General features: G+C 72.9%; 19 protein-coding genes and 1 pseudogene. 12 read left to right on the top strand and 8 right to left on the bottom strand.

Going from position 1 to position 20,377, the window contains the following annotated elements:
* Window positions 1-65: 65 nt before the first annotated feature.
* The gene (locus tag ACFXPL_RS22175; protein WP_384922127.1) at window positions 66-1,325 is read right to left on the bottom strand and encodes an ABC transporter substrate-binding protein; all 1,260 of its coding nucleotides are present in this window, start codon (window positions 1,323-1,325) and stop codon (window positions 66-68) included.
* A gap of 173 nt (window positions 1,326-1,498) precedes the next feature.
* On the opposite strand from ACFXPL_RS22175, the gene ACFXPL_RS22170 reads away from it, so the two are divergent.
* Window positions 1,499-1,945 carry a hypothetical protein gene (locus ACFXPL_RS22170; RefSeq protein WP_384922238.1) on the top strand — a complete coding sequence of 149 codons (447 nt, stop codon included), beginning with the start codon at window positions 1,499-1,501 and terminating at the stop codon, window positions 1,943-1,945.
* An 89-nt stretch (window positions 1,946-2,034) separates the two neighbouring features.
* Window positions 2,035-2,949, top strand: a complete 915-nt coding sequence (gene purU, locus ACFXPL_RS22165; RefSeq protein ID WP_384922124.1) for a formyltetrahydrofolate deformylase — start codon at window positions 2,035-2,037, stop codon at window positions 2,947-2,949.
* Window positions 2,950-3,008: 59 nt separating this feature from the next.
* On the opposite strand, the gene ACFXPL_RS22160 is transcribed toward purU, so the two are convergent.
* Both ACFXPL_RS22160 and ACFXPL_RS22155 read right to left on the bottom strand, forming a co-directional pair.
* Complete coding sequence (locus ACFXPL_RS22160; protein ID WP_384922121.1) at window positions 3,009-4,316, bottom strand: maleylpyruvate isomerase N-terminal domain-containing protein; 1,308 nt, start codon at window positions 4,314-4,316, stop codon at window positions 3,009-3,011.
* Complete coding sequence (locus tag ACFXPL_RS22155) at window positions 4,313-4,894, bottom strand: sigma-70 family RNA polymerase sigma factor (RefSeq protein ID WP_384922119.1); 582 nt, start codon at window positions 4,892-4,894, stop codon at window positions 4,313-4,315. Before ACFXPL_RS22155 ends, ACFXPL_RS22160 begins: the two co-directional genes overlap by 4 nt.
* A gap of 335 nt (window positions 4,895-5,229) precedes the next feature.
* Here ACFXPL_RS22155 and ACFXPL_RS22150 point away from each other — a divergent pair, with 335 nt between their 5' ends.
* The 3 genes from ACFXPL_RS22150 (at window position 5,230) to ACFXPL_RS22140 (ending at window position 7,395) form a co-directional block, all read left to right on the top strand.
* Window positions 5,230-5,604: an STAS domain-containing protein gene (locus ACFXPL_RS22150; RefSeq protein WP_384922116.1), complete on the top strand. Its 375-nt coding sequence runs from the start codon at window positions 5,230-5,232 to the stop codon at window positions 5,602-5,604.
* A 100-nt stretch (window positions 5,605-5,704) separates the two neighbouring features.
* Window positions 5,705-6,235 carry an EF-hand domain-containing protein gene (locus tag ACFXPL_RS22145; RefSeq protein WP_384922113.1) on the top strand — a complete coding sequence of 177 codons (531 nt, stop codon included), beginning with the start codon at window positions 5,705-5,707 and terminating at the stop codon, window positions 6,233-6,235.
* Between the two features lie 521 nt (window positions 6,236-6,756).
* Window positions 6,757-7,395, top strand: coding sequence for an ATP-binding protein (locus ACFXPL_RS22140; protein WP_384922110.1), 639 nt, complete (start codon window positions 6,757-6,759; stop codon window positions 7,393-7,395).
* Between the two features lie 50 nt (window positions 7,396-7,445).
* Here the strand turns inward: ACFXPL_RS22140 and ACFXPL_RS22135 are convergent, their stop codons facing one another.
* Window positions 7,446-8,510: a GlxA family transcriptional regulator gene (locus ACFXPL_RS22135; RefSeq protein WP_384922107.1), complete on the bottom strand. Its 1,065-nt coding sequence runs from the start codon at window positions 8,508-8,510 to the stop codon at window positions 7,446-7,448.
* Between the two features lie 59 nt (window positions 8,511-8,569).
* On the opposite strand from ACFXPL_RS22135, the gene ACFXPL_RS22130 reads away from it, so the two are divergent.
* On the top strand, window positions 8,570-9,925 hold the full coding sequence (locus ACFXPL_RS22130; RefSeq protein WP_384922104.1) for an MFS transporter: 1,356 nt from the start codon (window positions 8,570-8,572) through the stop codon (window positions 9,923-9,925).
* Here ACFXPL_RS22130 and ACFXPL_RS22125 read toward each other — a convergent pair.
* The 3 genes from ACFXPL_RS22125 to ACFXPL_RS22115 form a co-directional block, all read right to left on the bottom strand.
* Window positions 9,903-11,126 (bottom strand): flavin-containing monooxygenase, encoded by a 1,224-nt coding sequence (locus ACFXPL_RS22125; RefSeq protein WP_384922101.1) that lies wholly within the window; start codon window positions 11,124-11,126, stop codon window positions 9,903-9,905. The genes ACFXPL_RS22130 and ACFXPL_RS22125 overlap by 23 nt on opposite strands.
* Before the next feature lie 109 nt (window positions 11,127-11,235).
* Window positions 11,236-11,937 carry a pyridoxal 5'-phosphate synthase gene (locus ACFXPL_RS22120; protein ID WP_384922098.1) on the bottom strand — a complete coding sequence of 234 codons (702 nt, stop codon included), beginning with the start codon at window positions 11,935-11,937 and terminating at the stop codon, window positions 11,236-11,238.
* A 205-nt stretch (window positions 11,938-12,142) separates the two neighbouring features.
* Window positions 12,143-12,790, bottom strand: coding sequence for a TetR family transcriptional regulator (locus ACFXPL_RS22115; RefSeq protein ID WP_384922095.1), 648 nt, complete (start codon window positions 12,788-12,790; stop codon window positions 12,143-12,145).
* A gap of 299 nt (window positions 12,791-13,089) precedes the next feature.
* Between ACFXPL_RS22115 and ACFXPL_RS22110 the strand changes: the two are divergent.
* The 5 genes and pseudogenes from ACFXPL_RS22110 to ACFXPL_RS22090 form a co-directional block, all read left to right on the top strand.
* A pseudogene (locus ACFXPL_RS22110) lies at window positions 13,090-13,881 on the top strand (VOC family protein); the annotation flags it as partial.
* 356 nt (window positions 13,882-14,237) lie between these two features.
* On the top strand, window positions 14,238-16,742 hold the full coding sequence (locus ACFXPL_RS22105; protein ID WP_384922093.1) for a PQQ-binding-like beta-propeller repeat protein: 2,505 nt from the start codon (window positions 14,238-14,240) through the stop codon (window positions 16,740-16,742).
* 137 nt (window positions 16,743-16,879) lie between these two features.
* Complete coding sequence (locus ACFXPL_RS22100; RefSeq protein ID WP_384922090.1) at window positions 16,880-17,380, top strand: TetR/AcrR family transcriptional regulator; 501 nt, start codon at window positions 16,880-16,882, stop codon at window positions 17,378-17,380.
* A gap of 13 nt (window positions 17,381-17,393) precedes the next feature.
* Window positions 17,394-17,744 (top strand): hypothetical protein, encoded by a 351-nt coding sequence (locus ACFXPL_RS22095; protein WP_384922087.1) that lies wholly within the window; start codon window positions 17,394-17,396, stop codon window positions 17,742-17,744.
* Window positions 17,745-17,762: 18 nt separating this feature from the next.
* The gene (locus tag ACFXPL_RS22090; protein ID WP_384922084.1) at window positions 17,763-18,800 is read left to right on the top strand and encodes an alpha/beta hydrolase; all 1,038 of its coding nucleotides are present in this window, start codon (window positions 17,763-17,765) and stop codon (window positions 18,798-18,800) included.
* Between the two features lie 29 nt (window positions 18,801-18,829).
* On the opposite strand, the gene ACFXPL_RS22085 is transcribed toward ACFXPL_RS22090, so the two are convergent.
* Window positions 18,830-19,540, bottom strand: a complete 711-nt coding sequence (locus ACFXPL_RS22085) for a hypothetical protein (RefSeq protein WP_384922081.1) — start codon at window positions 19,538-19,540, stop codon at window positions 18,830-18,832.
* 192 nt (window positions 19,541-19,732) lie between these two features.
* Here ACFXPL_RS22085 and ACFXPL_RS22080 point away from each other — a divergent pair, with 192 nt between their 5' ends.
* Entirely contained in the window at window positions 19,733-20,305 is a 573-nt protein-coding gene (locus ACFXPL_RS22080) for a hypothetical protein (RefSeq protein WP_384922078.1), read from the top strand.
* Window positions 20,306-20,377: the final 72 nt, after the last annotated feature.

The raw sequence follows: 20,377 nt of genomic DNA, 5'->3' as shown, positions 1-20,377 counted from the left end.
CCCGCCCGGCGCGGCGTGCGGTGGCGCTCACCCGGTCGCCGCGGCGGGCGGCTGGGCGCGTCCGGTCAGCGGGACGAGCCGTCCAGCAGCGTTCCGCCCACGTCCACGAACCCCTTGCGCTGGCTCACCAGCCGCCCCTGCTTCACCACTTGGAACGTCACGTCCCCGTTGACGATGCGCGGGAAGTTCGGCGTCCCGAGCATGTCCTCGTACCGCCAGCGCAGCGTCGGCGTGAGGCCGCCGGTGTCCACCTCCACCCCCCGGTCCAGGGTGTCCGTGATCCTCTCGGGGGTGATCTCGTCCGTGCCGATCGCCTCGATGACCTTCTTCAGCACCGTGTACGCGATCCACGTGGTCTGCGGGCCCGGGTCGGCCGGGTCGATGTCGTTGTTCCCGAAGGCGTACTTGTCGATCACGCCGCGCATCGGCCCCCACGCGCGGTCGTTCGCCACCGGGTACCAGCCGGTGAGGTACGCGTTCTCGAAGATCCCGTCCTTGCCGCCCGTACGGTCGATGAGCGACTGGTCGACGCTGCCCAGCACGGAGGAGACCCGGATGGACCGGCCGTCGTCGGGGAGCCTGCGGTAGGAGTCGAGGAAGGTCTCGGTGCGGTCCCCGAGCACCGCCGTCACACAGCCGCCGTCCTGGGCGCGGTCGCGCGCCGTCCTCGCCTGCCGGGTGTAGTCGGTGGCGTCCTCCGCCGCGCGGATGTCGGAGACGGGCCCGCGACCGCCCTGCGAGAGCCCGGCGTCGATCAGGTCGGGCAGGTTGTCGCCGCCGATCGTGTCGGGCCGTACCAGCGCCGTACGGTCGCAGGTACGCGCGACCTGCCGGCCGCTGCCCGCGAGGAGCGTGGCCTGCCCGCCGTTGACCGGGTAGGAGAGGAAGCTCGTGAACTCCTCCTCGCTGATGCCGTATCCGCCGATGTACGGGATGCCCGCGGCCTCCAGCGGCGCCATGAACTGACGGCCGAACTGGCTGTACGAGCCGACGACGGCGACGGCCTTCTGCTTCACCGCCCGGCGGGCGCACTCGGCGGCGCCCGCCGAGTCGTTGCGCTCGTTGCAGGTCAGGACGCGCAGCTCGTGGCCGTCGATGCCGCCGGTCGCGTTGACCCAGCGGGCGTACGCCTGCGCCATGGCCGGCATGCCGGGCACATTGGTCGCGTTGGTGTCGATCGGCGCCCAGGTCATGACGGTGACGGGCGCCCGGGAGCCGGCGGCGTCCCCGGGCAGGAGACCGCAGCCGGACAGCAGGGTGGCGAGGACGAGCAGCGCACCGCTCTGGAAGGGGCGGAAGGAGGAGAAACGTCGCCGACCGGTCATAGCTCCTCACGCTCCCGTCCCGCGGGGAACGGTGGAGTGAGCGCGGTTCAACGGTGAGTGACGTGGAGGTGAACAGCGGGGGCCCTGGGTGGCATCGCCCAGCGGACCGTAAAGTCGGGTCTGTGCAGCCAGCTTCCGAGAACTCTTCCCGTCGCGGCCGTCGCTCCCCCACCATGGGCGGCATGCCGCTCAACGACATGCCGTGGTGGCGCTGGCGCAGCAATGTGCGCTCGGCGCTGCACATGCTTTCCGATCCCGTCTTCCACCACGAGTGCTGGCTGGCCGGCCGCGAGGGGTACGGGGACGTCACCGACGCCGTGTACCGGCTCGTCGAGGACACCTGGCTCGACAACTGGTCGGCGGAGAAGTACGTCGGAACGATTTTCCGCGACTCCGGGGAGGCCGCGCTCGTCGATCTCGCCGTGCTGCGGGTGCTGCGCATCATGCACCAGGTCGGCCCCGACGCGCCCGTCTCCGCCTATCTGGAACACCACGGCTGGCCGGAGGCGGTCCGCGCGGCCCGCGAGGCGCACGTACGGCTGGCGGCGGGCGACGGGGACGACCCGGACGCGCCGCCGCAGACCCTGGACGTGCTGCGCATCATGACGCGCTCCGGCTGAGTCCCGGGCACCGGTCCCTGGGCTCCGGTGTCCTGGGCCCGGCGTCCTGGGCCCTGGGCCGGTACGGCGATGTGGGATCCTTTGTGGTCATGAGCACCGCCGCGCAGTCACCCGCCTCGCCTGCCCCGTCCGGCCGCACCGACCGCGGGGACGGCACCGATCAGTACGTGCTGACGCTGTCCTGCCCGGACAAGCAGGGCATCGTGCACGCCGTGTCGAGCTACCTCTTCATGACCGGCTGCAACATCGAGGACAGCCAGCAGTTCGGGGACCACGACACCGGGCTCTTCTTCATGCGGGTGCACTTCTCGGCGGAGGCGCCGGTGACCGTGGAGAAGCTGAGGGCGAGCTTCGCCGCCGTCGGGGACTCCTTCCGGATGGACTGGGCGATCCACCGTCCCGAGGAGCGGATGCGGATCGTCCTCCTGGTCAGCAAGTTCGGCCACTGCCTGAACGATCTCCTCTTCCGGGCCGGCATCGGCGCGCTGCCGGTGGAGATCGTGGCCGTCGTCTCGAACCACACGGACTTCGCCGAGCTGGCCGCCTCGTACGACATCCCGTTCCACCACATCCCCGTGACGAGGGACACGAAGGCGGCGGCGGAGGCGGAGCTGCTGGAGCTGGTCCGGGCCGAGCGGGTCGAGCTGGTCGTTCTCGCCCGCTACATGCAGGTCATCTCCGACGACCTGTGCAAGCGGCTCAACGGCCGGATCATCAACATCCACCACTCCTTCCTGCCGAGCTTCAAGGGCGCGAAGCCGTACCACCAGGCGCACGCGCGGGGCGTGAAGCTGATCGGCGCGACGGCGCACTATGTGACGGCCGACCTCGACGAGGGCCCGATCATCGAGCAGGAGGTCGAGCGCGTCGGCCACCAGGTCACGCCCGAGCAGCTCGTGGCGATCGGCCGGGACGTGGAGTGCCAGGCGCTGGCGCGCGCCGTGAAGTGGCACGCGGAGCACCGGATCCTGCTGAACGGCCACCGTACGGTCATCTTCGCCTGAGCCTGAGCCTGAGCGGCGGCGGGCGGCGGCGGGCGTCGGGGGCCGGTTCGGCGGCGGGCTCAGAGCCGGCTCATCGCCGCCGCCGCGAACAGCACGTCCCTGATCGCCTCACGGTCGCCGTCCTGACCCGCCGCCGCGTCCTCCGGCGAGACGCGCCCGGCCACCACCTGGCAGAACTCGACGGCGTCCAGCGCGACCTCGCCCACGGACAGCTCCGGGCAGCCGACCGCCGCCGGGGAGTCCAGCGGGATGTACCAGTCACCGCCGCCCGCCCCCTCGACCAGCAGATGCAGCGACCGTCCCGGCGAGCCCGCCGCCACGAGCTGCTGGGCCGGGCCCGCCAGACCCGCCCGGCGGCGCAGCGCGAGGGCGGCCGGGAGCAGCCGCGCGCCCAGGTCGATCATCGAGTGGAGATGGGGCCCGCTCGGCGGCCGGTACGGGTAGGCCACCGCCTCCGCGATGTCCGTGCCGTGGATCCAGCACTCGAAGGCCCGCTCCAGCAGGGCGTCGCGCAGCGGAAGGGCGAATTCCCCGTACGTGACGGAGAGTTCGGCCGCGCCCCGGCCGGCGAAGGAGACCGTACGGATCAGCGTGTGGTTCTGTTCGCGCCACGGCTCGTGGAGCGCCCGGGTGGGCGGAGGTGTCGCCGCGCGCCAGAAGGCGTCCGTACGGTCGGTGGGGTCGTCCGGCGCCCCGTGGCCCAGCGGGTCGTCCAGCCCGAGGGCCGCCGCGACCACGCCGTCCACGGTCATGAGATGGCCCATGACCCCGGCGACCGTCGTCCTGCGGAAGGCCGGCCGCTCGTTCTCGAACCACTGGAGCCGTACGGGCGCGTGCCAGTCCGGGGCGCCGATGTCGCGGAGCAGCGCGTCGAGCCGGGCGGTCTCGGCGTCGTACGGAGCGGCCCAGCCGGGCACCGGAACGCGGGCGGGGCGGCGGCCGAGGCAGTCCTCCAGCACGCGGGAGCGCAGCAGCGGGTCGAGGTCCAGATTCCCCTCGGCGTGCAGCAGTCCGACGGCGTCGCGCAGTCGCAGCGCCTCGTCGGCGCAGGGCGCGCACTCGGTGAGGTGGTCCTCGACGAGCCCCGTCTCGGCGGCCGAGCAGGCGGAGAGCGCCCAGGCGCCGAGGAGCGACTTCAGGACTTTGTGGGTGAGGCGGGGTATTCCGGGCGCGGGTGTGGGCGTCAACTCGGGCGTGGGCGTGGGCGTGGGTGTGGGTGTCGGCTCGGGTTCCGGTGAGGGTTGCGGTGAGGGTTCCGGCGGCGACAGGTCGTCGGCCGCCTCCCTCGGGCCGGGTATCCGGAGGTAGGGCGTCGGTTCGCCCGGGTCGCGGTCGTCGCGGGAGCCGCCGTCCAGCGGGCCGGTCACCGGGAGCGCCCGCTGTCCGGCGGCGGGAGACCGTCCCCGGAACGGCTGTTGGCCGTGGAGAGCAGTTGCAGGCCCAGCCGCAGCCGGCGCCGCGCCTCGTCCTCCGTGACGCCCAGGTCCTCCGCCGTCTGACGGCAGTCCCGGCGCTGGAAGTACGCCAGCTCCAACGCGCTGAGCAGGGGCTTCGGCATCGACCTGACGATGTAGTCCGCACGGGCCGCCGCCGAGGCGCGGCGTATCTTCTGTTCCATCTCCTCCGTGGTGCCCTCGCCGCTCGCCTCGAACGCCTGGCGCTCCGTCTCGCGCAGCCGCCGTACGGCGAGATCCTGTGTGACATTCGCCACCCAGGACCGCAGAGAGCCCTGCCGGGGGTCGTAGGTGTCCGGGTTCTCCCAGACGTGGCCGAAGACGTCGCGGGTGACGCGGTCCGCCGCGTCGTCGTCGTCCAGCACGCGGTGGGCGAGGCCGTGCACCAGGGACGCGTACCGGTCGTACACCTCGGCGAGCGCCGCCGCCTCGCCCCGCGCGAGCCGCTGTTGCATCCTGCGGTCCCAGCGGGGCGGTGTGTTCTTCGCCATCCGACCCCCAGCCCTGTTCTTCCGGCCTTCTTGGTTCCCCGTGCCCGTCCGCTCCGCCCCCGCCGGACCCGGGGGCCTCGGCGCTTCCGCCGCTCCCGCTGTCCGCCTCTGCCGTCGCCCCTCATGATGCCGAAGTCGGGGCCCCGACGTCTCGTCGAATGTAATGGGCGCCACCGACAGCGCACGCCCCTTTGCGGCAAGTGCGCCCCGCACGCCGACCAGCACGTCCCCGTACGCCGCCCCGCGACGTTTCGCCCCCGGGTAAAAGGGCAGGGGCGATCAGGAAGCAATACTTCCGGATCGTCCCATCCGTCGAGGAGAAGGGCATCAAACGCGTGACGCTCAAGGTGAACGAGTCCGAGCAGGGCGCGTGGACCGTCCTGCACATCACCGGCGAGCTGGATCTCGTGACATCGCCGGAGGTCCGCCAGCGGGTCCACGACGCGGTGGCCGAGGGGCAGCGGGAACTCGTGCTCGATCTCTCCCACGTGTTCTTCTGCGACTCCAGCGGTGTCGGCGTACTGATCGCCTCCCGGCGGCTGCTCCACTCCTGCCGGGGCAACCTCCGCCTCATCCTGCCCGCGCGGGGTTCGGAGGAGGGCTCGCACGTCAACCGCGTCCTCGCGGCGCTCGGCGTACGCCGGCTCTTCGACGTCTTCCCCGATGTGCCGAGCGCCGTCGACACCCAGGCGCAGCCGCTGTCGGCGTAGCGGCCCGCCGCGACGTCATGCCCGCTTCATCTGGGCTTTCCCCGTAAGCCTTCCGGGCAACCGGACACACGGCGGCCCTCCGCCGTCGTACGCTCCCGGCATGGACAGCGCAGAATACGAGGGCAAGATCGCCTCCAGGTTCGCCGCATTCGACCAGGACGGCAGCGGTTACATCGACCGGGAGGACTTCAGCGGGGCCGCGGCGGCGCTGCTCGCCGAATTCGGTACGACTGCCCGCTCCGACAAGGGTCAGGCGCTCTACAGCGGGGCCGAGGCGTTCTGGCAGGGGATGGCCGGGATCGCGGACGTGGACGGCGATCAGCGGGTCAGCCGCCAGGAGTTCGTCACGGGCGCGGTGAAGCGGCTGCGCGACAACCCGGAGCGGTTCGCGGAGATCGCCCGGCCGTTCCTGAGCGCCGCGATCGCCGTCGCGGGCGGCGACGCCGCGTCGCCCGGCGGCGGCCGGTCCGTGACCCCGGCGGCGGCCGAACGCGCGCTGCGGGTGCTGGGTGTCGGGCCGGAGGCGGCGGACCGGGCGGCCCGCGAGCTGGACGCGGACGGCGACGGCAGGATCGGTGAGGCGGAGATCCTGAAGGGTTTCGCCGCGTACTACGTGACGCCGGAGCCCTGACCGGACCGCGTACCAACGGAGTTGACCGGCCCAGGACCGAAGAACACCGGTCCTGGGCCGATCGCGTCCGGTTCCGACCGTACGGAAAGCGTTGGCCTCAACCCTCTGATGCGTCACCGTGCGTGGTGAAGGGGGGACCGTCGCGGTCGATACCGGGTTGTGTCCTTGCGGCCCGCCGTCACACGCCGGAGTCACGGCCGGGCTCCGGTACTCTCCCTTGGGTGCGAGAGGTAGTGAGGCGCGAAGGGCGCGGTGTTGCCGGTACGGCGACTCCCGTGTCGGGCGTGTGCGCCGCTCGTACGCCGCGCGTGCGCCGTACGCGCCCGTGTTCGACTTCCCGCAACGTGCGTCGCACAGTATGCACCACGCCTACTCCTTCGCGCTGGAATATGCCCGAAGCGCTTGTTGCGGTGACTGTACGTCAACCATGCTGTCTCGTAAGGGAATCACGTTCGGTGATCTCGTCGAGGACCCTGTCGAGGCGCGAGGCGATGTGTCCGCCGGTTCGGATGGTGTGAGCGGTGCAGGTGCTTCAGGTTCAGTTGGAGATCGGGCCCGACCCCGCGGAGGTGGGGCGGGCGCGCAGATGGGCCAGATCCAGGCTCGTCGGTTCGGGCATGGGGGATGACGAGCCGGTCGCGGAGACGCTGATCCTGCTCATCTCCGAGCTGGTCACGAACGCCGTGGTGCACACCGGCTGTCCGGCCGTGCTGCGGATGCTCTTCGGGTCGGGAGCGGCGGAGGCGGGCACCGTACGGGTGGAGGTCGCCGACATCAGCGCCTGCCCGCCGCGCCCGCGACACGCGGCCGGTGAAGACACCAACGGCCGTGGCCTGGAACTGGTCGACGGCCTCGCCGACCGGTGGGGATGGCAGCCGGAGGGCGCGGGCAAGCGGATCTGGTGCGAGGTCGACCGGTGCGCGCCGGACTGCGCGCCGGACGGTCCCGACGAGCCCCCGGGTGCGACGGCGCGCGCCACGGGTGTGTCGGGCGCGGCGAGCGGGACGGCGGGGGGGACGGCGAGTGCGTCCGAGGCCGGTTCCAGGGCCGGCGCCGGTTCCGGTCCCTCGTGTGCGAACGGCTCAGGTGGCTACGGCACGACGACGGGGTACGGCTCCACGCCCCGCAAGCCGTCGTACGGCATGCCGCGCCCGGCGTAGGAAGCCCGGTCGGCGGGTCCCCGGCCGGTTGGCACATGGCCGGCCGGGCGTTATCGCTGCCCGGCCCCGCCGGCCGCGCGCGAGCGGAACGTACGCCGGTACACCGTCGGCGGGACGCCCAGCGCCGCCTGGAGATGCTGCCGCATCGACTGCGCCGTACCGAACCCGGCGTCCCGCGCCACCTGGTCGACCGACAGGTCCGTCGACTCCAGCAACTGACGGGCCCGTTCGATCCGCTGCCGCAGCAGCCACTGCCCGGGGCTGACGCCCGCCTCCTCGCGGAACCGGCGGGTGAACGTCCGCACGGACATGGACTCCTGCCCCGCCATGTCCCGTAGCCGGATGGGCTCGTGGAGGCGCGCGAGCGCCCAGGCGCGCGCCGCCGTGGTGGTCGCCGCGCGCGGCTCGGGGACGGGGCGCCGGATGTACTGCGCCTGCCCGCCGTCCCGGTGCGGCGGGACGACCGTACGGCGCGCGACCTCGTTGGCGACCGCCGCGCCGTGGTCGCGCCGCACGATGTGCAGGCAGAGGTCGATCCCGGCGGCGACCCCGGCCGAGGTGAGCAGATCACCGTCGTCGATGAACAGCACGTCGGGGTCGACCGCGACGCGCGGGAACAGGCGCTGGAAGCGGGCGGCGGAGGCCCAGTGGGTCGTGGCGGGACGCCCGTCGAGCAGCCCGGCGGCGGCCAGCACGAAGCCGCCGGTGCAGATCGCGACCAGGCGGGTGTCCGGCCGGAGACGGGCGAGGGCGGCGGCCAGCTCGTCGGTGAGGACGCCCTCCTCGTAGACGGGGCCGAGTTCGTACGACGCCGGTACGACGACGGTGTCGGCGGTGGCCAGCGCCTCGGCGCCGTGCTCCACGAGGATGGCGAAGTCCGCGTCGGTGGCGATCGGGCCCGGCGATCCGGCCGTGCACGTCACCACCTCGTAGAGCCGTTCTCCCGTCGCGCCGCGGGCGCGGCCGAAGATCCGCTGCGGGATGCCCAGCTCGAAGGGGATCACCCCGGGGAGGGCGAGCACGACGACACGGTGCGGACGGCCGGCGTGGTGCGGCCGGTCGGGGCGGTGCGATCGGTCGGGGTGGTGCTGCGGGTGGCGCGGCCGGTGGGGCATGGCCCGATCCTAGCGAAGCGTGTCCTCCGGGCCACTCGTACGACCGGGGCCCGCGCTCGATGCTGGCTGACGTGACACAGTCAACGGATCTCCCCCCGAAGGACCTCCCGAAGGCTCCCTCGACGGCCTCCCCGACGGACATCGCGGAGTCCGCGCCCCCCAGCGCCCTCCCGCGTACCCCCGGGCGCGTCCACCGGGCGTGGTTCGTCGCCGCCGTCACCTTCGTGACGATCATCGGCGCCGCCGCCTTCGCCTCGCTCCCCGGTCTGCTGATCGAGCCCCTGCACACGGAGTTCGACTGGTCGCGCGGCACGATCGGCTTCGCCGTCTCCGTCAACCTGGCGCTGTACGGGCTGACCGCGCCGTTCGCCGCCGCGCTGATGGACCGCTTCGGGATCCGGAAGGTCGTCGCCGTCGCGCTGACCATGATCTCGGTCGGTGCGGTGCTGACCGTCTGGATGACCACGGCCTGGCAACTGGTCATGTACTGGGGCGTGCTGGTCGGCCTGGGCAGCGGTTCGATGGCGCTGGCCTTCGCCGCCACGGTGACGAACCGCTGGTTCGTGGCCCACCGCGGCCTGGTGACCGGCATCCTGACGGCCGCGGGCGCCTCCGGGCAGTTGGTCTTCCTGCCGCTGCTGTCCTGGCTGGTCGAGTCCCACGGCTGGCGCCCGGCCGCCGTCACGGTCTCCCTGACCGCGCTCGCGGTCGTCCCGTTCGTCTGGCTGCTGCTGCGCGACCACCCGGCGGACGTGGGCCTCGCCGCCTACGGGGCACCGGAGTTCACCCCGAAGCCCGCACCGGTGCGGGGCGCGGCGCGGCGGGCGCTGTCCGTGCTGGCGTCGGCGGTGCGCACGGGGCCGTTCTGGCTGCTCGCCGGTACGTTCGCGATCTGCGGCGCCTCGACCAACGGCCTGGTCAAGACCCACTTCGTACCGGCGGCGCACGACCACGGCATGCCGATCACGGCCGCCGCCTCGCTGCTCGCGGTGATCGGTGTCTTCGACGTCGTCGGCACGATCGCCTCCGGCTGGTTCACCGACCGCTACGAGGCACGCCGCCTGCTCGCGGTCTACTACGCGCTGCGCGGCGTCTCGCTGCTCTTCCTGCCGATGCTGCTCGCGCCGGCCGTCCACCCGCCGATGGTGTTCTTCATCGTCTTCTACGGGCTGGACTGGGTCGCCACGGTCCCCCCGACGCTCGCCCTGTGCCGGGAGCACTACGGCGAGGACAGTGCGATCGTCTTCGGCTGGGTCCTCGCCTCGCACCAGGTCGGCGCCGCGGCCGTCGCGTTCGCCGGCGGGGTGGCGCGGGACGTCTTCGGCTCGTACGACGTGATCTGGTACGCCTCGGGTGCCCTGTGCGCGGTGGCGGCGCTGATGGCGCTGGTGATCAGACGCCGGCCGGCGGTGTAGCGGCCGTCCCCCGGGACCTGCCCGCTCCGGCCTTGCCCCGGGTGCGGCGGGCGACCGCCTTCCCGATGCGCCGCGCGTCGAGCGCCATCTCGCGGAAGTTGCCGCTGATGGGGTTGGTGAAGCCGGTGAAGTACAGGCCGGGCGCCTGCTTCGGCGTCCTGCGGCCGTGGGTCACGGGGCGGCCCCGGGCGTCCAGTACACCCAGATGGCCCACCAGGCCCTCCAGCGCGCGGTGGTAGCCGGTGGCGGCGATGACGGCCTCGGGGGTGACGCGCGAGCCGTCCGTCAGGACGACCTCGTTCCCCTCGAAGGACGCCACCGCCGCCACCGGCTCGACTCTCCCTCTCCGTACCGCCTTGATCAGCCCGACGTCCTGCACCGGGATCGCGCCCTGGCGGGCCCGCGTGTAGAGCCCCGTGTCCGGGCGCGGCAGTCCCCGCGCCGACAGGTCGGGGAGCGCGATCCGGCACATGACCGCCGCTCCCGCGTCGACCAGCCGGGTCGGCAGCCTGCGGACCAGGATCCCGGTCATCTGCGCGGGCCAGCCGAGTGTGGAGCGGCGCAGGATGTGCGGGACGGTCCTGATGGCGAGGCGTACCCGCGCCGCGCCGCCCTCGGCGAGGTCGACGGCTATCTCCGCGCCCGTGTTGCCGACGCCGACGACCAGGACGTCCTTCCCGGCGTACGGCGCGGGGTCGCGGTACGCGGCGGCGTGCAGCACCACGCCTCCGGCCTCCTCGTACGCGGCCAGGCCCGGCCAGGACGGCAGCCGGGGTGTGTGGTTGAAGCCGGTGGCCACGACGACCGCGCGCCCGGTCAGCTCCCGTCCGCCCGTGGCGCGCAGCAGCCAGCCGGTGGAGTCGGGGGTGCGGTCGATCCGGGTGACCTCCACGCCGGTGACGATCTCCAGCCCGTGGTGGACCGCGTACTTGTCCAGGTAGCGCACCACATCGGCGCGGGCCGGCCAGCGCCCGAAGGAGCGTGGCATCGTGAGCCCCGGCAGCCCGGACCTGGCGCGCGTGGTGTGCAGCCGCAGCCGCTCGTAGTGGCCGCGCCAGGACGCGCCGACGGCGTCCGACTTCTCCAGCACGACGGCCCGTACCCCTTGCCGGCGCAGGGCGGCGGCGGCGGCGAGCCCGCCGGGGCCCCCTCCGATGACGTACACGGGACGGTCGTCGGTGAGGTCGAGATCGGCACACATGAAAGCTGAGCGTAAGCCCCGAAATACTTGGTGGGTACCAGTCAAGGAGGAAACCGGTTGCGAATCGGTCACGCCCGGCGCGGGGGCGCGGGACGGCGGTGGCGCGGGCTCACGGCCACAGCAACTCCCGTACCCATGTGCCGCCGTCCAGCCGGTAGCGCAGGCGTACGTGACGGCGGTGCTCCTCGCCCTGGAAGAACTCCACCTCGTCCGGGACGAGGACGTACGCGGTCCAGGTGGGCGCCTCGGCGGACGGGTCGTGGCGGGCCCGCTCCCAGGCCGCGCGGTTGGCCTCGGCCAGCTCCCCCGGGGAGCCGAGCAGGTCGCTCTGACGGCCCACCAGGGCCGCGGCCAGGGCGCCCGTCGAGCGGGCGTGGAGATCGGCGGCGGCGTCCCGCGGGGGCGCGGTCCGCACCGTGCCCCGGAGGCGTACGGCCCTGGCCTGCGCGGGCCAGTAGAAGCCGAGGGCGGCATGGGGGCGGGCCGCGAGGTGGTGGCCCTTGCGGCTGGTGGCGTGCGAGGCGAAGTGCCAGCCCTGGTCGTCCGCGTCGTGCAGCATCAGCGTCCGTACGTCGGGGTGGCCCCGCTCGTCGGCGGTCGCGAGCGTCATCGTGTGCGGCTCGGGCTGGTGCGCGGCCACCGCCTGCGTGAACCACCGGTGGAACAGCGTCAGCGGGTCCCCGGGCGCCGTGGCCGGGTCGAACGCGGGCAGCGGGTCGCCGCCCGTGTCCCAGACGCGCTGGGCGCGCAGCAGGGCCCGGAAGTCTTCCTGGGAGGTGTGGGGGGCGCGGGTTCGGGCGTTGTCGTCCATGCGGGCCATTCAATCCCGGTGGCGACGCGTCCGATCCCCGGGGCGGTCGGTGCCGTCTTCGTGGCGGTGCGTTCGGCTCCCGTGCGTGTCCTGGTACGGGAACGCCGACGGGGTCAGTGGGACGACCCCCGTCGGCGTGACAGGACAGAGAGAGGGCACGCCCGTACCGTGCCCGCCGGCCAGTGCGCCGGATCGTTTCGGCTCGTTACTTCGTGGGCTTCTTGCCGGTCATGCCGAGATGGACCAACAGGGCCAGGTTCGGCTTCAGTTCGGCCTGCTTCACGCCCCAGCTCTGGAAGCCCTTCTGGTGCGAGGCCACCGAGGCGAGCATGACCACCAGTGAACCGGCCACCGCCGCCGGGCTGACGTCCTTGTCGACGCGTCCCTTGGACTGGAGCTCCGTCATCGACTCCGTAAGGGAGTTGGTCACGGAGTTGAGGATCTTCAGACGGATCTTGTTGAACCGCTTGTCGCCCTCCGCCGCGCCCAGGTCGACCACACGGAGGATCGCGTCGTGTTTGCGCCAGAAATCGAGGAACCCCTCGACAAGCTCTTCCGACGTCTGCCACCCGGCCTTGCCGACCCAGGAGCGGCCGGAGACCAGACCGGTCAACCCGGTGCCCTCCTTGGCCATTTCCTCGGCGATTTCGAGGACGGCGCCCTCGACGTCCGGGAAGTACTGGTAGAAGGTCGCGGGTGAAGTGCCCGCTTTACGGGCGACGTCGATGACTTTGACGTCCCGGTAGGGCGAGGATCTGAGCATCTCGCCGAGGCAGTCGAGCAGCTTCTGCCGCGTCGCCTGTCCGCGTCGACCAGCCACGCGGCCGTCGACGGTGCGCACTTGTCCTGTCATGTCGTCAGCTTACCGAGGGGTGATCGGAGCGCGATTTGGCCGAGTGCAAATGGGGAACCGGCCATCTCCCGCACGGGCCGGAGTGCGCGCGGCACGGGTTGTGCACAGGATTAATGTTATCAACAGCCTGTGGACAACTTCGGTGGATAACTCGGGGTGGCGGCGGCTTCACCCTGGGACAATGAACCAATTGTTCGATTTCTTCGGCTTGCGTTTCCGGCCAACCCGCATGAGCTTTGCTGTGACGGGCGCCATACGCCGGTGCCGTACGCAGCGGCGCACAGGGAAGGATCCGGTCCATGGCCGCATTCGCGGAAGGCACGCCGTGCTGGGTGGATGTGTCGCTCCCCGACCTGGAGGCGGGCAAGCGCTTCTACGGGGAGCTGTTCGGCTGGACCTTCGGCCAGGGGGCCGGCGCGGAGTACGGGCACTGCACGGAGGCGTTCAGCGACGGGAAGCGGGTCGCGGGGCTGGCCGCCAAGCGGGACGGAAGGATGCCCACGGCCTGGGGCGTCTACTTCGCCACCGCCGACGCCGCCGCACTCAGCGGACGGATCGTCGAGGCGGGCGGCCGGCTCGTGCGGGATCCGGTGGCGGTGGGGCGCTCCGGCGTCCTGGCCGAGGCGGCGGACCCGGCCGGCGCCGTCTTCGGACTCTGGCAGGCGGGCGAGGACGCGGGGTTCGAGAAGAAGGGCCTGCCGGGATCCTTCTGCTGGACCGAGGTCTACACGAGGGACAAGGAGCGGGTCGACCCCTTCTACGAGGGAGTCTTCGGCTTCCGGGGCACGGACGTCCCCGGCGGGGACTCCGGCGTCGACTTCCGGATGTGGTCCCCGGCGGGCGCGGCCCCCGGCGCGGCGGGCGCCGTCGGCGGGCGCAGCGTGATCACGGACGCCTTCCCGGCGGAGCTGCCGGGCCACTTCCTGAGCTACTTCTCCGTGGCCGACTGCGCCAGGACCGCGGGGACGGCGGTCCGGCTGGGCGGCCGGATCACCGCGCCGCCCTTCGCCATCGCCTCCGGCAGGATGGCCGTCCTCGTGGACAACCAGGGCGCGTCCTTCGCCGTCCTTGAGGAGAGCGGAGACGCGCCCGGGAACGGAAAGGACAGGCAGGGGGCGGAAGAAGCGGAAGACTCGGAGCGGGCGCCGGAACGGAAAGCGCCCGAGCCGCCCCTGACGAAATCGGCCCCGGAATCCGTATCGGAGTCCGAGCCCGGCAGAAAACGGTGGCGGGGCTGGAAACGGACCGGCGGATAGCGGACGGCGGGACTTGGGTGCGCGTACCGGGGGAGAATCCCCGGTGGGCGGGCATACGAGACACACGGGGTGTCCGGATCGGGACGAGACACCCCGATCCGCCCCCGGGTTCGCAACCGCCGCCTCCGGCAGGAAGAATCAGCGGGCACGGGGCCGTACCTTTGTGGCCCGAACGGGGAGGTGGCAGGCAAGTGGAGCAGCTGACGCAGCACGACCCGAGGCGTATCGGCCCTTTCGAGGTGCTGGGGCGGCTCGGGGCCGGCGGCATGGGGCTGGTCTATCTCGCCCGTTCGGCGTCCGGCCGCCGCGTGGCGATCAAGACCGTCCGTACCGAACTGGCCGAGGACCAGCTCTTCCGGGTCCGGTTCACGCGTGAGGTGGAGGCCGCCCGCGCCGTCAGCGGCTTCTACACGGCCGCGGTGGTGGACGCCGACCCGCGGGCCGCGGTGCCCTGGCTGGCCACGGCGTACGTGCCCGCGCCCTCGCTGGAAGAAATAGTGAGCGAGTGCGGTCCGATGCCCGCCCAGGCGGTGCGCTGGCTCGCCGCCGGGATCGCGGAGGCCCTCCAGTCGATCCACGGGGCGGGCCTCGTCCACCGCGACCTGAAGCCGTCGAACGTGCTGGTGGTCGAGGACGGGCCCCGGGTCATCGACTTCGGGATCGCCTCCGGCGCCTCCAACACCCGGCTGACCATGACGAACGTCGCGGTCGGCACGCCCGCCTACATGTCGCCCGAGCAGGCGCGGGACTCCCGCAGCGTGACCGGGGCCAGCGACATCTTCTCCCTCGGGTCGACCCTCGTCTTCGCCGCCACCGGCCACGCCCCCTTCCACGGGGCGAACCCGGTCGAGACGGTCTTCATGCTCCTGCGCGAGGGCCCGGACGTGGAGGGTCTGCCGGACGAGCTGAGACCCCTCATCGAGTCCTGCATGCAGATGGACGCCGGGCTGCGGCCCTCGCCCGCCGACCTCCAGTCGCAGCTCGCGCCGCATCTCTTCGCCTCGGGCAGCGACGACAGCGGTACGGCGTCGGCCTGGCTGCCGGATTCCGCCACCGCGATGATCGAGCGCCGCCGCAACGGCGGCCGGGTCGCCGTCACCGCGCGCCCCGCGGCCCCGGCCGTACCGCCGCAGCCCCCGCACCAGCCGCCGCGGCCCGCGCAGGCGCCCGACTGGGACGCCGCGTGGCGCCCCGACGGCGGCGGCCGGGGAATCGGCCCCGGCGGACCCGGCGGTGCGCACGCCGGCGGTCACGGTGCAGGCGGTCACGCTGCCGCTCACGGGCGCCCCGCGCCCCGGCCCGCCGCGCAGCCGCACGGCGCCGCGATGGCCGCCGCGCCCCCGGGCAGCCCGGTCCAGCTTCCGGGCGCGCCGGTCCCGATCGGCCCCGGGCCGCGCGTCGGGGACGCGCACGCCGTCGCGGACGCCGGCCCCGCCACCGGCTGGATCCGCCCGCCCGCCGGGCTGAACGGCGCGGACCCCTCCTACGGCGCCGCGCCGCACCCGCCCGTACCGCCGCTGCCCGCGCCCACCCAGCCGCCCGACGCGGCGGCCGAGGCGCAGCGCTGGCGGCCCTGGCGGTTCCGGATGTCCAACGACGTGTGGGGGACGCCGGTCGTCGACGGGGACCTGCTCTACGTCACGTCCTTCGAGGTGCACGCGCTGGACGTGGGCAGCGGGCGCCGTCAGTTCAAGACCCGGGACGTGGCCTGGGCGATGGCCGTGTCCGGCGGCCGTATCCACGCCTCGGACGGGCCGACGCTCTACGCGCTCGACAGCACGACCGGCGCGGAGCGCTGGCGCCTCCAGACCACCTCCTGGGTGTACTCCCTCAAGGTCGACCGCGGCACGGTCGTCACCGGCACGCGCGGCGGCGGCGTCCAGGCGTGGGAGGCGTCCAGCGGCGAGCGGCTGTGGGAGATCGCGGGCGCCCAGACGGACTTCGAGACCCCGGAGTCGGGCCCCACGATCCACGACGGCACGGTCTTCGTGTGGAAGGACGCCCGGCTCCAGGCGCTGGACGCGCGCTCGGGCGCCGAGCGGTGGTCGTACCCCATCGGCGACGCGGCGTCCTGCGGCGGCGTACCCGTACGGGTCACGCCCGCCTCCGACGGATCCCTGTACGTCGCCGCGGGCACGCGCGTGCTCTGCGTCGACCTCGCCACCGGCCATGTCCGCTGGCACTTCGAGGCGCCCGCCGTCTTTCTCTCCCCGCCCGCCTTCGCACCTGGTCCGGCCGTCACGGGCGGCGGTGTCTACCTCGCCGACTACCTGGGCACGGTGTACGCGCTCGACGCGGCCACCGGCAAGGACCGCTGGCGGATCGCCACGGAGTCCCGCCAGTCGATCGAACCGGCCCTGGTCGCCGACGGCAACGTCCATGTCGGCAGCGGCAGCGCGCTGTACACCCTGGACGCGGTCACCGGCACGCCCAAGTGGCGCTTCGCGGCGGGCGGCGAGGTCATCGGCGCCCCGGTCGTCGCCGACGGGCGGCTGCACTTCGGCTCGGCCGACCACGCGCTCTACACGCTGGACGCGGGCGGCGGCCAGCTCCGCTGGAAGCTGGCGACGGGCGGCGAGATCACCGGGTCGCCGGTGGCGCGGCGCGGCGTGGTGTACGCGTGCAGCAAGGACCGGTGCGTGTACGCGCTGGACGCGGTCAAGGGGACGGCGACGGGGCGCGGTTCGCGGCCCTAGGCGCTTTTCGTTCGGATCGGTCGGCTGTTGGTGCACCACGCGTTCCGTGATCGCGGCGCGCAACGCGGGCGTGGCCGCCGGCATTTGAGGAACGATCGTTCTTGACTGGTCGTTCCTCAACTGTCTATGGTCATGTCATGGGTAGGCCAAGGGCGTTCGACGAGGACGAGGCGGTGCGCGCCGCCGTGAAGTTGTTCGGCAGCCGCGCGTACGACGGGGTGTCCGTCGATGATCTCGTCACCCACCTCGGCGTGCACCGCAACAGCCTCTACAAGACGTTCGGCAGCAAGCGCGGCCTCTACCTGGTCGCCCTGCGCCGCCATCTCGCCGACGATGTCCGTCCCTTGGCCGACGCGCTCGCCTCGGCACCGGACGCCGCGACCGCGCTGCGGCTCGTCACCTCGGCCGACCTGGGTCTGCTGCTGCTCGCGGCGGTCGAACGGGCACCGGCCGACGACGACGTCGCGGCCGAGGTGGCGACCGCGCTGGGCGCCGTCGACCGGGCCGTCGCCGACGCGCTCGGCATCCCCGCCGAGCTGGCCGCCGCCCTCACGGCCGCCGCACTGGGCATCCTCCTGCGCGGCGACCCCGACGGCGTCGGGACCGCGCTGTCCCAACGCCTCGATCCTCTCGCCTGACAAGGAAACCGACATGGCACTGGTGCGCATCGACGGCGACGACCTCGTCGTCGTGATCGAGGGTCTCGACAAGCTCTGGGCCCTGAAGAGCAGCCTGACCATCCCGCTGGCCAACGTCCGCGGCGCGACCGCCGACCCCGGCATCGTCGCCGATCCCAAGGGGATCCGCGCGCCCGGCGCCCGCGTGCCCGGTGTGATCACGGCGGGCACGTTCCATCTCGACGGCGAGAAGGTCTTCTGGGACGTCAAGGATCCGTCGAAGACCGTCGTGGTCGAACTCGCCGACGAGCGCTACGCCCGCCTGGTCCTCCAGGTCGACGACCCCCGCGCGACCGTCGCGCTGATCGAGAACGCCCTCATCTGAGCTGAAAGAGGCAGACCGATGTTCCTCCGCTTCGCCGCGGTCGTGCTGGCGTTGACCGTCGTGACCGCCACCCCGGCCGAGGCGGTTCCGGCCCTCGTGCCGGCCGCCGACCGGGAGGTCGTCTTCACCGTCGACGGGACGACGACGTACGGCACCCTGCATGTTCCCGCGCATCGCGTCGGGCAACGGCTGCGGGCGGCGCTGCTGCTGCCCGGCAGCGGGCCCACCGACCGCGACGGCGACCAACCACCCGCGTCCCGCCCGCGCACCCTGGCGCAGTTGGCCGAGGCGCTCGGGGGCGACCGGGTCGCCACGCTGCGGTTCGACAAGTACGGCACCGGCCGCACCGGGCTCGGTGCCTACCGCGACCACCCGGAGGAACTCGACCACCCGGCGTTCGTCCGCCAGGCCGGCGCCGCCTACGAGGCGTTGCGCGACCAGCCGGAGACCGACCCGCACCGGCTGCTGGTCGTCGGGCACAGCGAGGGCGCGATGACCGGGCTGCTGTTCGGCGGCACCGTCCGCCCGCGCCCGGCCGGCCTGGCACTGCTGCAACCGCAGGCGATCCGCATGCTGGACCTGGTGGCGCTGCAACTGCACGCCCAGACCGCCGAGGCGACCCGGCTGGGCCAGTTCACCCCGGAACAGCGGCGCGCCATCGACGCGGCGATCGACGCCGCCGTCACGGCCCTGCGCGAACACCGGCCGGTCGACACCACCGACCTGCCGCCCGTGCTCGCCCAGCTCTTCCGAGCCTTCCAGGGGGCGAGCGCCCGGTTCGTGGAGAGCGACGACGCCGTCTACCCGCCGGACACCGCCGCGGCGCTCCGGCCGGGGACCAGGGTGCTGCTGACCTGCGGCACGAACGACGTCCAGATTCCCTGCGCGACGACGGACGCCCTGACCGCCGCCCTGCGCCGCGCACACGTCGAGGGACCGGGCCGGGTGCCGCTGCCCGGAGTGGACCACCTGATGCACGACGCCGACCACCCGGACACCCTCGCCCCGGCCGTGCTCGACGCCTTGCACCGGTTCACGGGCGGTTCGCGGCCGTAGCGGTTACGGGGCCTCAGCGGTACGAGGCGTCAGCGGTACGGGTCGTCGGGGCGGGCGGCGCGGCCGGTGCCGGGGGTGCCGTTCTCCTCGTACCACCGGCCGGTGGTGGGCAGGGACTGCGTGTCCCCGTCGCGCGTCCGCGGCCAGGGGTCCTCCTCGTACCTCTGCGGGTCCTGGCCCTGGGGCCCGTACCCCTGCTGCTGCCCGTAGCCCTGCGGCTCGTACGGCCGGGGGTCGTACGGCTGCGGCTCGTACGAATGGGGCTCGTACGGCTGGGGCTCGTACGGCGGGGGCTCGTACGGCTGTTCGCGGTCCCGGCGCCCGGCGCGCCCCCGGCCGGACATCAGGGCCGCGGCCAGCAGCAGCGCCACCCCGCCGCCCGCCGTGTACGCGACGCCGACGCCCAGGCCCGAGCCGTTCCCGCTGATGACCAGCGAGCCCGCCGCCTGTCCCTGACGCACCATCCACAGCACGGTGAAACCGAGGACGATCAGCCCGGCCAGCGCCACCAGCGGGCGTGACCGCGCCGCCACCCCGACCAGGGTGACCAGGGCGGCGAAGACGAAGGGCAGCAGGAGCGAGGTGAAGATCCCGGCGCCGTTCGCGGTGACGCGGTCGAAGAGGTCGGCGACCCGGTAGTCGCGTCCGGTCCGCCCGCCGTACCAGGCGTGGAACGGCCCGTAGACAGCGGCGGCGGCCCCGGCGAGAGCGAGGATCGAACCGAAGATGTTGCGGACCATCGCCCGGCCTCCTTGGCTGTGCGGAACCCTGCTCCAGGTGGAGACGCTACGCCGGGTGCCTGGCGGGCGCCATGCGGCGCCTGCGGTTGTCCGTACCCGCTGCTAAGGTGTCGCGCGCACTTGACAGGTTCATGGGCTCCTCGGCGGTGCTGAGGAGTGATACGTGTCCAACGGGGGAGTGACTCGGCTTTGATGCGTCGACGTCTGAAGTTCGCGGCCGTACTGGTCGTGGTGGTGCTGGCTCTGACGGGGTTCTCCTCGGCGAAGTCCGGCAGAGGGGGAAGCGGGAAGGGGAAGTCGAGCAGCAGCGGCGGTAGCAGCAGCAGCGGCGGAGGCTGCTCGAACTCGAAGAAGAGCAACGGGTCGTCGGGGTACGACTCGGGCTCGCGCTACAACTCGCAGGACGACTACGACGACGAGCACGGCTCGTCCGGCGGCACGTACGACGACCCGACCCCGACGGCCGTCGCCACGACGACCACGGACGACGTCGAGGCGCGGATCGTCACCTGCGTCCACAAGGCGAAGGGCAAGCGCAAGGCCGTCACGTACGCGACCGTACGGGTGGAGACCGCGGCCGGGGTGACCGACCGCTACGACATCGACGTGACGTTCACCGACGCCACCGGCCGTGTCGTCGACTCCGGCGAGACCGAGATAGACCTGGAGAGCGGCGAGACCACGACGGTCAAGGTGGCGATGGACAGCCCGCGCCAGGTGGCACGCGTGAAGAAGTGCACGGTGAGCACGGCGCTCGACACCTGACCGCCGCGTCCAGCTCGGCCGCCGAGGGCCGGGAGACGGCCGTCAGGTGGGCGCGCGCCTCCTTCAGCAGGG

The sequence above is a fragment of the Streptomyces sp. NPDC059092 genome (assembly GCF_042756365.1).
Taxonomy (GTDB): domain Bacteria; phylum Actinomycetota; class Actinomycetes; order Streptomycetales; family Streptomycetaceae; genus Streptomyces.
The sequence above is the reverse complement of the archived record's forward strand: the minus strand, read 5'-3'. Positions and strand labels throughout refer to the sequence as shown.

Excerpts from the sequence above, each read along its gene's own strand:
- ACFXPL_RS22085 (WP_384922081.1), bottom strand. The coding sequence starts at position 19,540 with ATGGTCCGCAACATCTTCGGTTCGATCCTCGCTCTCGCCGGGGCCGCC.
- purU (WP_384922124.1), top strand. The coding sequence starts at position 2,035 with ATGAGCACCGCCGCGCAGTCACCCGCCTCGCCTGCCCCGTCCGGCCGC.
- ACFXPL_RS22080 (WP_384922078.1), top strand. The coding sequence starts at position 19,733 with ATGCGTCGACGTCTGAAGTTCGCGGCCGTACTGGTCGTGGTGGTGCTG.
- ACFXPL_RS22170 (WP_384922238.1), top strand. The coding sequence starts at position 1,499 with ATGGGCGGCATGCCGCTCAACGACATGCCGTGGTGGCGCTGGCGCAGC.
- ACFXPL_RS22175 (WP_384922127.1), bottom strand. The coding sequence starts at position 1,325 with ATGACCGGTCGGCGACGTTTCTCCTCCTTCCGCCCCTTCCAGAGCGGT.
- ACFXPL_RS22125 (WP_384922101.1), bottom strand. The coding sequence starts at position 11,126 with ATGTGTGCCGATCTCGACCTCACCGACGACCGTCCCGTGTACGTCATC.
- ACFXPL_RS22100 (WP_384922090.1), top strand. The coding sequence starts at position 16,880 with ATGGGTAGGCCAAGGGCGTTCGACGAGGACGAGGCGGTGCGCGCCGCC.
- ACFXPL_RS22130 (WP_384922104.1), top strand. The coding sequence starts at position 8,570 with ATGCTGGCTGACGTGACACAGTCAACGGATCTCCCCCCGAAGGACCTC.
- ACFXPL_RS22145 (WP_384922113.1), top strand. The coding sequence starts at position 5,705 with ATGGACAGCGCAGAATACGAGGGCAAGATCGCCTCCAGGTTCGCCGCA.
- ACFXPL_RS22155 (WP_384922119.1), bottom strand. The coding sequence starts at position 4,894 with ATGGCGAAGAACACACCGCCCCGCTGGGACCGCAGGATGCAACAGCGG.
- ACFXPL_RS22120 (WP_384922098.1), bottom strand. The coding sequence starts at position 11,937 with ATGGACGACAACGCCCGAACCCGCGCCCCCCACACCTCCCAGGAAGAC.
- ACFXPL_RS22135 (WP_384922107.1), bottom strand. The coding sequence starts at position 8,510 with ATGCCCCACCGGCCGCGCCACCCGCAGCACCACCCCGACCGATCGCAC.
- ACFXPL_RS22095 (WP_384922087.1), top strand. The coding sequence starts at position 17,394 with ATGGCACTGGTGCGCATCGACGGCGACGACCTCGTCGTCGTGATCGAG.
- ACFXPL_RS22090 (WP_384922084.1), top strand. The coding sequence starts at position 17,763 with ATGTTCCTCCGCTTCGCCGCGGTCGTGCTGGCGTTGACCGTCGTGACC.
- ACFXPL_RS22115 (WP_384922095.1), bottom strand. The coding sequence starts at position 12,790 with ATGACAGGACAAGTGCGCACCGTCGACGGCCGCGTGGCTGGTCGACGC.